This is a genomic window from Paracoccus sp. MKU1, assembly GCF_001447385.1.
Lineage (GTDB): Bacteria > Pseudomonadota > Alphaproteobacteria > Rhodobacterales > Rhodobacteraceae > Paracoccus.
Window position 1 is genome coordinate 1 of sequence record NZ_LLWQ01000076.1, and the last position, 8661, is coordinate 8661.

Annotated in this window: 9 protein-coding genes and 3 pseudogenes; 8 read left to right on the forward strand and 4 right to left on the reverse strand. The window is 59.3% G+C overall.

Annotation, left to right across the window (positions count from 1 at the left end; genetic code table 11):
* Nucleotides 1-27: 27 nt before the first annotated feature.
* Nucleotides 28-792, reverse strand: a complete 765-nt coding sequence (locus AQY21_RS05080; RefSeq protein WP_058096694.1) for a YafY family protein — start codon at nucleotides 790-792, stop codon at nucleotides 28-30.
* A gap of 241 nt (nucleotides 793-1033) precedes the next feature.
* Nucleotides 1034-1245: pseudogene (locus tag AQY21_RS05085) on the reverse strand (helix-turn-helix domain-containing protein); the annotation flags it as partial.
* Nucleotides 1246-1419: 174 nt separating this feature from the next.
* Here AQY21_RS05085 and AQY21_RS05090 point away from each other — a divergent pair.
* From AQY21_RS05090 to AQY21_RS05115, 8 genes and pseudogenes are all read left to right on the forward strand, one after another.
* Nucleotides 1420-1680: pseudogene (locus tag AQY21_RS05090) on the forward strand (transposase); the annotation flags it as partial.
* Between the two features lie 120 nt (nucleotides 1681-1800).
* The gene (locus AQY21_RS28475) at nucleotides 1801-2256 is read left to right on the forward strand and encodes a hypothetical protein (protein WP_152988110.1); all 456 of its coding nucleotides are present in this window, start codon (nucleotides 1801-1803) and stop codon (nucleotides 2254-2256) included.
* Nucleotide 2257: 1 nt separating this feature from the next.
* Complete coding sequence (locus AQY21_RS05100) at nucleotides 2258-2587, forward strand: hypothetical protein (RefSeq protein ID WP_058096697.1); 330 nt, start codon at nucleotides 2258-2260, stop codon at nucleotides 2585-2587.
* A 17-nt stretch (nucleotides 2588-2604) separates the two neighbouring features.
* Nucleotides 2605-3387 carry a peptidoglycan-binding protein gene (locus tag AQY21_RS30065; protein ID WP_065169893.1) on the forward strand — a complete coding sequence of 261 codons (783 nt, stop codon included), beginning with the start codon at nucleotides 2605-2607 and terminating at the stop codon, nucleotides 3385-3387.
* Nucleotides 3388-3392: 5 nt separating this feature from the next.
* A complete protein-coding gene (locus AQY21_RS05110; RefSeq protein WP_058096699.1) occupies nucleotides 3393-3899 on the forward strand; it encodes a hypothetical protein in 507 nt (168 codons plus the stop codon).
* Between the two features lie 620 nt (nucleotides 3900-4519).
* Nucleotides 4520-5200 (forward strand): hypothetical protein, encoded by a 681-nt coding sequence (locus AQY21_RS28480; RefSeq protein WP_152988111.1) that lies wholly within the window; start codon nucleotides 4520-4522, stop codon nucleotides 5198-5200.
* A gap of 523 nt (nucleotides 5201-5723) precedes the next feature.
* Nucleotides 5724-6155 (forward strand): hypothetical protein, encoded by a 432-nt coding sequence (locus tag AQY21_RS28485; RefSeq protein WP_152988112.1) that lies wholly within the window; start codon nucleotides 5724-5726, stop codon nucleotides 6153-6155.
* A 117-nt stretch (nucleotides 6156-6272) separates the two neighbouring features.
* Nucleotides 6273-6731 (forward strand): annotated as a pseudogene (locus AQY21_RS05115) (transposase); the annotation flags it as partial.
* A 297-nt stretch (nucleotides 6732-7028) separates the two neighbouring features.
* On the opposite strand, the gene AQY21_RS05120 reads toward AQY21_RS05115, so the two are convergent.
* Nucleotides 7029-8114 (reverse strand): ABC transporter ATP-binding protein, encoded by a 1086-nt coding sequence (locus tag AQY21_RS05120; RefSeq protein ID WP_058096701.1) that lies wholly within the window; start codon nucleotides 8112-8114, stop codon nucleotides 7029-7031.
* A 4-nt stretch (nucleotides 8115-8118) separates the two neighbouring features.
* On the reverse strand, nucleotides 8119-8661 hold a 543-nt coding region (locus tag AQY21_RS05125; protein ID WP_058096702.1), incomplete at its 5' end, for an ABC transporter permease.

The window sequence follows — 8661 nt, forward strand, 5'->3', positions numbered from 1 at the left end:
CCCCCCMCACCACCACCTCGCCAGATACTACTCCATTTCCTGCCGCCCTCTGGCTCGAAAACGAACCATCAGCGAGCCGTCCTCCAACCATTCGACCTCCTGTTTCGGATGGAACAGATACGTTGCGGCTTCCTCTGCCACTTCCGGCAAGAACTCCCATTCCACCTCGAAAGGCTCCTCGCGCCAGATGCCGAAGCTTTCGGACAGCCATTCCTGCAAGTCGAAACCCTTGGGGCGTTCATATGGATCGGGCTTAAGGCGAATGGTCTCGAAACCGGCCAATGCGAGCAGGCGCAGGTTGTCCTGATATTCGCTCCATGCCAGAAGATATTGCCGCCACTCGCCGAACAGCAGCGCGATCGGCCCCAGCCGGGTATAGCGCGACAGTTTTCCCGAACCGTGCGCCCGATGATTGGCGCTGATCATGACGCCCGCCAGAACTGCCTCGCGCAGCGCCGACAATATTTCGGGGGCGATCCTTTCGCGCGGGCCGGGGCGGAAGGCGACGCCGTCGTCCATCAGTTGCGCATCCAGATCGGGGGCGAGGCGGTTGCGGCGCGGGCCGGTCAGTTGCGCGCGGTTCTTGGCCAGCAGTCGCTCCAGCACCTTGGCGGTGGCCAGGTCGCCCTCGCGCCGCACCAACGACAGCGCGCGGTGGGCGGCGGCCAGTTCCTCCAGCGTCACCTCCTCCATCCGGCCAAGCGAGCCGGGCCGGAAGCGCCAGCGTTTCTGGCGGCGCTCCTCGGTGATTTCCTCCAGCTGGGGATAGACGTTCAGCACCGCGTCCCGCATCCGTTCGGCCGTGCTACGCCGAACTCCATTCCGATATTGGTCATCGAAGCCCATTCCACCGCGCTCTGCATCATCGTGCGCCAGCCGCAGAAGATTTTCATCCCTTGCATATATCGCTGCCCCTTCTGCTTCATATATATTGATCAGCGGGTTGCGCAGCGTCAACGGACAAAGCCGATAGGCTGTTGAGCGGCGTGGAATAAGGGTTCTGACTCATTGTGCATCCGTCCGACCGGGCTTCGTCGAGCTGCGCGAGCCAAGGCTCGAGCGAGCTCTCGCGCGGACGCGGAAGACGTCACCGCGCTCGCCGCGCAAGATGCGCCGGACGGTCTGCCGGCCGCAGCCGGTCCGCAGGACGATCTGCTTGATCGGCACGCCTTCGTCCGCGAGCGCCCGGACGGCCGTGTTCATCTCCTCGCGACGACGGAAACCCTCGTACTGCAGCCGCTCGGCGCGACGATGTCGTCGCCGAACCGCTCGGCGAAGATCATCCTGGGACAGCCGTCGTTCCCGCACCGGAAGCGCCGCATGGTGGTGATCCTTGGCTGATCTGATCCCCGGAAACTGGACCGTTTGAAGTTGGAGTTTTCCGCTACGATTTCCCGGCTGGGAGAGGAGCGGAGTCGCATGAAGGCGAGCAAGTTTTCGGATGCGCAGAAGGCGTTCATCCTGAAGCAAGGCGAGGAGGGCACGCCCGTGGCCGAGACCTGCCGCAAGGCTGGGATCGGGCAGTCGACCTACTTCGCCTGGAAGACGAAGTATGGCGGGTTGCTGCCCGATGAGATGCGCCGGCTCAGGCAACTCGAAGACGAGAACGCCCGGCTGAAGAAGATCGTGGCGGACCTCACGCTCGACCGGGAGATGCTCCAGGACGTCATTCGCCGAAAGCTCTGAAGCCTGGTCGCATGTAGCCAGCACGCTCAAAACTGTGCTACCGTGGTAGTGATTAGCAGGTCGGGGGACGCTGAGTTGAGGTCAAGAAACACCTGCACTTGCGACGGTACGACTTTGCTTGTACTGTTCAAGACGCGATGGCTCGCGCTCGGACTGGCATTTGCTATATTTGCCTGCACACCGCTTGCCAGTCCGTTTTCGGAACAGGCATACCGATACGCCACTAGCTTGAAAGCACGCAGTTTAGCACTGGTAGTATCCTCTGATGAGCCATTCCTCGAACGCCGTCAGGAAGTCGCGTCGCTTTTGACCGACATTGATTCCGCTTACGAATATGCCCGTGGACTGCCGCGCAATGAGGTCGTCACCGAGCAGTGGCGGATGATCCGCGATCCCAACGCCGGACTAGTCGGCACCTTCGCTGCGGAATGGGCACGGCGTGAGCGCTTCGGTTCTGTCTTCCGCGAAGAATTCGCCGGTGAGATCGCCTTTGCCTTCGACACGCTGATCTGCGTCGAGATCACAAAGAAGGCCGCTGACGATTGCTCGCCCGATCAAGGGGGTCAATGACATGAGCTTTCAGTGGGATGATTTCATCAAGCGCGTACTGGATGGCGCGAGTCTCCTCGCTGCACAGACAGTGAAAGGTGCCGTAGACCAAGCCAGAAAGGACACCGAGACATTCCTCCGCGACACGCGGGAAAAGCTTGAACGCTGGACTCGGGCGCTTGCCAAGGGTGATCTCGAACGCGACGAGTTTGAGCTACTGATTGCTGCGCGGCGGAGCAATATGAAGATGCACGCCCTGCAGGCCGCCGGCGTAACGCAAAACTCGCTCGAGCGGTTTCGGTCGGGCCTGATCAGCCTCCTAATTGATAGCGCTTTCGACGTAGTTTCTTAGACTTGATGGAGAGACTAATGAGCCTTTCTCAAACGGTAACATTCGCCTCGCTCGGGATAGATCGGCGAAGCATCAACGGAAATCTGTCAGGCGCGCGGAACTCGACGATGCTGTCGCTAATCGGGAGCCCACGTGGCACTTACGACGACGACTGCCGATGGCCCAACAACCAAGCGATCCTTTCGCAGGTCGTCAGTGAAGACGTCGGCCCTTTCCAAGTTTCAGGGCTTAAGCCTGCCGTCGAGACGCTTCGGTCGATCCTGGCCGATATACGCGCGCAGGAGCGCGAGGTCTACGATGCGCTTGGCCATATGGGGATGCTCTGTTGCCGTTACGTTCGTGATTCACGGTCGGCGATCTCGAATCACTCGTGGGGCACCGCCATTGACCTCACACTCGAGGGACGACTCGACAGGCGCGGCGACGGACGTACCCAAAAAGGCCTGCTTAAGATCTATAAGGTTTTTAATGATCATGGTTTCTTTTGGGGCGCGGCTTTCCCGATTGAGGACTCGATGCATTTTGAAGCCTCCGAGCAGCTGATCCGAAAATGGGCGGACGAGGGCAAACTCACGAAGGGAAGCTCCAGCTTCGACAACGGTCTGACCGACTTTGGCGACCGCGGGCAGATAGTCGAGGATTTGCAGAAAGCGCTGAACCTATTGCTTGGGCTCGACATGGATGTCGATGGGATCTTTGGGCCCGCTACGCGGGCCGCCGTGATGGAGTTCCAGCGGGTCAATGGCCTCACAGTGGATGGGATTGTAGGCCCAAAAACAAAGGCCGCACTTAAGCTGTGAGTTGGATGTCCCGCCCCCATGTGCTCTTCGGGACCACACTCCTCGCGCTAGGCGCGGGCTGCGTGGTGGCAGGTCCGGCGGATATCAAGTTGACGCCGCTATCGTGCTCACCGGCGAACGCGGAGGCGCGGCCAGACGAGGCGTCGCTCTACGCCATGGTGATCGTCTGCGCTGGTGACGCAGGCCAGCCCGACGTATTGATCGTCACCGACCAAGATATCTCTTGGCCCGTTCTTCGTGAGGCAGGAGGCGTGCGGTCGATGCAGGATGATCTGCTCAATGCGATGCATCAATTCGGCGCGGGCCTACTCTACTTCGACCCCGAGCGGGACATGGTTTGGGCTGCGGTCGACGGTGCGGGCTTCGTGGGCCACGTTATCAGCATGACTGGCAACGACCGGATGACTCTGGAGCGCAGGCGCGCTTTCGTTTCCGCTTCGGCCAGTCCGGGCCGCCTCGCGAAGCTCAACAGTTCGCTCAGCGACGCGCTCGACAGCCTGTCAGGCCCGTAGCCAGACTGGTCGCTACTTAAGCGACATGCTGGATCGGGGGTGGGGTAAGCGTCCGGGGCTCGCCGCCCTTCCGGGGCAGCGACGTCGACGGTAGTATCCGCCGAGGAATGATGGACACTATTGGTTTGCGGTGACAAAGCAGAAGAATCGTCGGGTCCGGTCGGCGGAAGTGAAGCGGCTGATCTGCGGGCAGGCGCGGTTACCACGCGTCTCGGTAGGCCGCGCGGCGGTACGACGCGAAACGCGAACCTGATGTTCACGTAGCTGCGCGATCTAAGGTTCCCCAGCGGCGGCGGCACCCCTCTCCGGGGAAGGCCGGATTGAGATCGATCTCGTGGGTGGGCACCGGCTTCGGATCATATGCCGCCATCGGGGCCAAACCGCAGACTTCCAAACTGTTTAAGCGCTGCCAGCACACGAAACACGGCATAGTCCCGATGGCGGCATATGACCTTGTATTCCGCTAGCGGAATACAAGATCGTCGGTTACGACGATCCCGAGGCGCTTGCGCGGCTGCTGCTCACGTTTACAAGGAAGTCAATCTTTGGTAGCCTACGATAGTGTGGTCATGAACCTAGGCACCCGTCTATAGACATACTGTATCCGGAGGGCTGCGAAATTGACTAGAGTTTCAACGATTGCTGTGCTCGTTAGTCTTTTTGCGGTACCTACGTACGGTGACCCTCAGGATATTCAGAAGGAACTATTTTTCGTCGAGGTGGACAAAGCCGCTGTTGATGCTGATGTGGCAGAACGATTGTCCGATGGAGACCGTCTGTTCGCGCTGATCAGAGCCAATTCAGATCGTGGTGGGCAGAATGATCTAGAGCCTGAGTATTCGCCGTTGTACTATGGCTCTGAAATCGAAGTATCCGGTCTCGTAGCTAAGAGCGACATCCGAACCGAACAGTTTTCTGGATATGGCGTTGATCTGTCTCTTGATCGTCTTGACAGGATTGATCGTGATCTTCCTGATGTCCAAGCGCTGGTGATACTGCCAAGGCGAGATACCGGGCCAATCGAATGGCCCGGTGGTGGTGGTGGCTCATGGCCTCCGGTTTCAGCTTTTCCACCTATCGTTCCGCCATCCGATCCTGAAGCAAGTGGAGCGACCATAGTGCTTTCCTCCGGCCCGCCGAAGCCTTGGCCTGGTGGGGGTGGCGGTGGTTGGCCGCCCATGACGGCTTTATCTCTAGGTGAGATCGGCGGCGCCTTTTCCTCACTTGAGAGTCTTATGCAAGAAGAGAGCTTAGTTACTGTTAATCCTGATAATGTCCGCGTATTGAGGATTGTTCAATGAGATTGGCAGCGTTAGTCGCTCTTCCTTTTATGTGGTGCTCGGCTGCAGTCGCATGCCAGTCGGATGAGCAGCGATCCTATACCGAGCGAGCAAAAACAATTTCACCAGCGGAGATTTGCGGCGCCGTCGCGTCGGGAATTATTGGGCAGAGCGTGTTGTGCTCCAGCAATAGATACTCTCAGGATCAAGTTGAAGTGGTCGTAACGCGGACCCTTAGATCTGAAATCGCCGAGTTTGATATTCTTTTTTTAGCTCGCTCTGACCGCTTGTCTGGAAGAGTCGGTGATAGGGGTTTCGAAAGTCACAAGTACAAGATTTTATTGTTTCATGACTTTCAATGTGGGAATATGATTTGGACTTACGCCTACGAGCCTCGGTACATTCGAGCTGAATTTCATGTCGCGAAGAACTTGAGCAATCCGAATTGGACGTTATACAGCGATGGAGACAGGCTAACGGCCCTTGAGGAGTTGTTCAGGACCTGGGTGGTCGGAGAATTATCGCGTCCCTTTAGGAGAGGATCATGAATATTGTCTTTGTTCGCTATTGTTTTGGGATCATAATTTTGGCGGCGCACTTTTTGTCGATTGCGATCTACGGATACTTGGGAGTCAGACTATTCGATGGCATCGACGAAACTATAGGGGTAATATTATCAATTACCCCCCTAACGTCGCTCTACTTTACAGCATTCCTTCGATACGTTGTTGGTGATGCGGGTGATGTCATCGACTGGACCGTTCCGAAGCGTTCATTTTATGTTCAACTATCTGTAATACTAATTTTTTGTGCATTTCTGCTGCCAGTGGGGGCTACTCTTTTCGTCAGTGGGCGTATCAACTATCAAAGTATCGGAGTTTATACGGGGCTCATTGAAACACTCTTCGCCGCATACATGGCTATTATATTCAACAGCCTATTCCCGGAAACGATGACGGGTCCAACGACGCCATGAACTTGTTGTGACTGAAGAGGGCGTCCCTCCGTTCTTCCGGGGATGAATACTACTGTGAGACTTCTGAGTGCTAAATTTCAGACGCGATGGCACCGTGCGCCCGAAATATGCTTGCCGGACCTGCACCGACGGGGTATCCGTGGCATCTCGCCCGGCCAGCGTCTGTCCGCCCGTCAGGCCCGCACCGCGCCGCTGGTGGCAGCCTTCGGCGAATGGCTTCAGACGCAGCGTCGGAAAATCTCCGCCAAATCCCGGCTGGGCGAAAAGCTGACCTACATCCATAACCAATGGGATGGGTTGCAGACTTTCCTGACCGACGGCCGCGTCGAGATCGACTCCAACAGGGTCGAAAACCTGATCCACCCTATTGCCCTCAATCGAAAGAATGCGCTCTTCGCCGGTCACGATGAAGGTGGCATCGCCTGGGGGCGCATCGCCTCATTGATCGAGACCTGCAAGATCAACAGCATTGAGCCCTTCGCCTACCTCAAGGCAACCCTCGCAGCCATCGCCAGCGGCCACCCACAAAGCCGTATCGATGACCTGCTGCCTTGGAACTTCAGGTCGTCAAGCTAAGCTGCCCGTGCTGCCCAGAGATCTCTTACTACACATCGATGGCCACCCAAGATTACACCGGCGACGGCGCAGAAATTACACCACGTCTTCGGACGCTAACGGCATCCCGCCTGTTGCCGGCCCTGACCGGCAAGCAGCGAGAAACCCCCGTTCCCGCGACACGGCAGATGGGGCGAGCCCGAAACCCCCGCAAGCGCAAGGGGACAAAGCCGCCCGGCATAAAACAGCCCATAGGCCCCGGCATGGGAAAGGCGGTCAGGACCGCCGGCCAGGGGCGGCGGCGCGGCGCGTCCCGGCCTATTCTGGCACAAGATGGCCGTCGGCGGGCGACCAGGACAGATGGAAGGAGCGGCCCACGGCCAGCGGAAGATCAGCCAGTTCTTCATGCGATTTCTGCACCCGTATTTCCTGTCCCGCGCCGGTTTCAAAATAGATGGTGGCGGTGGCGCCGATGAATTCCTCGCCGATCATGCGCGCCTCGACCATGTTCACTGCGTCTGCCGGCGGTTGAAGATGGATCTGCATCTTGGTATCCAGCACGATCAGGCTGGCCGCCTGCCCCGGCGTTGCCCCCTTCCCGCCCCCGGCAAGCACGAAATCGCCGCTGGCGGTGGCGATGGCGGCACGGCCGCTCCGGTCCTGCTTCAACTGGCCCAGGAAAATATTGGACGATCCCAGAAAATCCGCGACGAAGCGCGTGCGCGGCGTGCGATAGATCTCTTGCGGCGTGCCGATCTGCTCGATCTTGCCGCGGCTCATGATGACGACGCGATCGGCCATCGAGAAAGCCTCGGACTGGCTGTGGGTGACATAGACGAAGGTGATGCCGGTCTCGCGTTGCAGGTTCTTCAGCACCGATTGCATCCGCACCTTCAGCGCCGCGTCCAGTGCCGAAAGCGGCTCGTCGAGCAGCAAGATCTCTGGCTCGACCACCAGCGAGCGGGCAAGCGCGACACGCTGGCGCTGGCCGCCGGAAAGCTGGCTGATGTTGCGGGTGGCAAATTCGGCGATCTGCATGCGCTCCAGCCATTGCTCGGCCCGTCGCCGGCGCTCGGCACGGCCTATGTCCCGCATCTTCAGCGCGAACTCGACATTCTCGATCACATTCAGGAACGGAAACAGCGCCAGACTCTGCCAGACCATGGGCGTGTCGCGGCTCCAGCTCGGCAAGTCGTTGATCGGCTTGCCGGCCAGGCGGATGATGCCCTCGCTGGGGGCCTCCAGCCCGGCCAGCATGCGCAGCGTCGTGGTCTTGCCGCAGCCGGACGAGCCCATGATGGCAAGGAACTCGCCCTTGTGGATCTGCAGGTCCATCTTTTGCACGGCGACATAGCTGCCGAAACGCTTGGCGACGCCCTCGAAGGAAACCAGGGGTTCTTGCATCAGTTCATTCCTTGTCGGTTGCGGGGCCGCGCCCCGACAGCAGCAGTTGCGCCAGGATCACGAGGGTCATCGACGTCACGAAGACGAAGGTGCCGATGGCGTTGATGCGCGGGCTGACCTGGCCTTGCAGGAAGCCCAGCACCTTGACCGGCAGCGTCTCGTTCAGGCCCGAGACGAACCAGGCGATGGCGAATTCGTCGAAGGACACCGCCATGGTGATGAACAGCGCCCCCAGGATCGCCGGCCGGGTGAAGGGAATGATGACATGGCGCATCGTCGCCCATTCCGAGGCGCCGAGATTCCAGGCCGCCGGCTCCAGCGAGGGGTCCATCTGCGACAGCCGCAGCCGGATCACCGCCATGGCGAAGGGCGCGCAGATCACCACATGGGCGATGATGACCGACAGCGCATTGCCCGACAGGTCGATGCGCGACAGATAAGCCAGCATCGCCAGCCCCATGATGACGACCGGAATGGTCGGCGGCAGCAGCGCCAGCGCCAGATAGACCTGCTTGCCGAGAAAGCGGTAGCGGTAGTCCGTATAGGC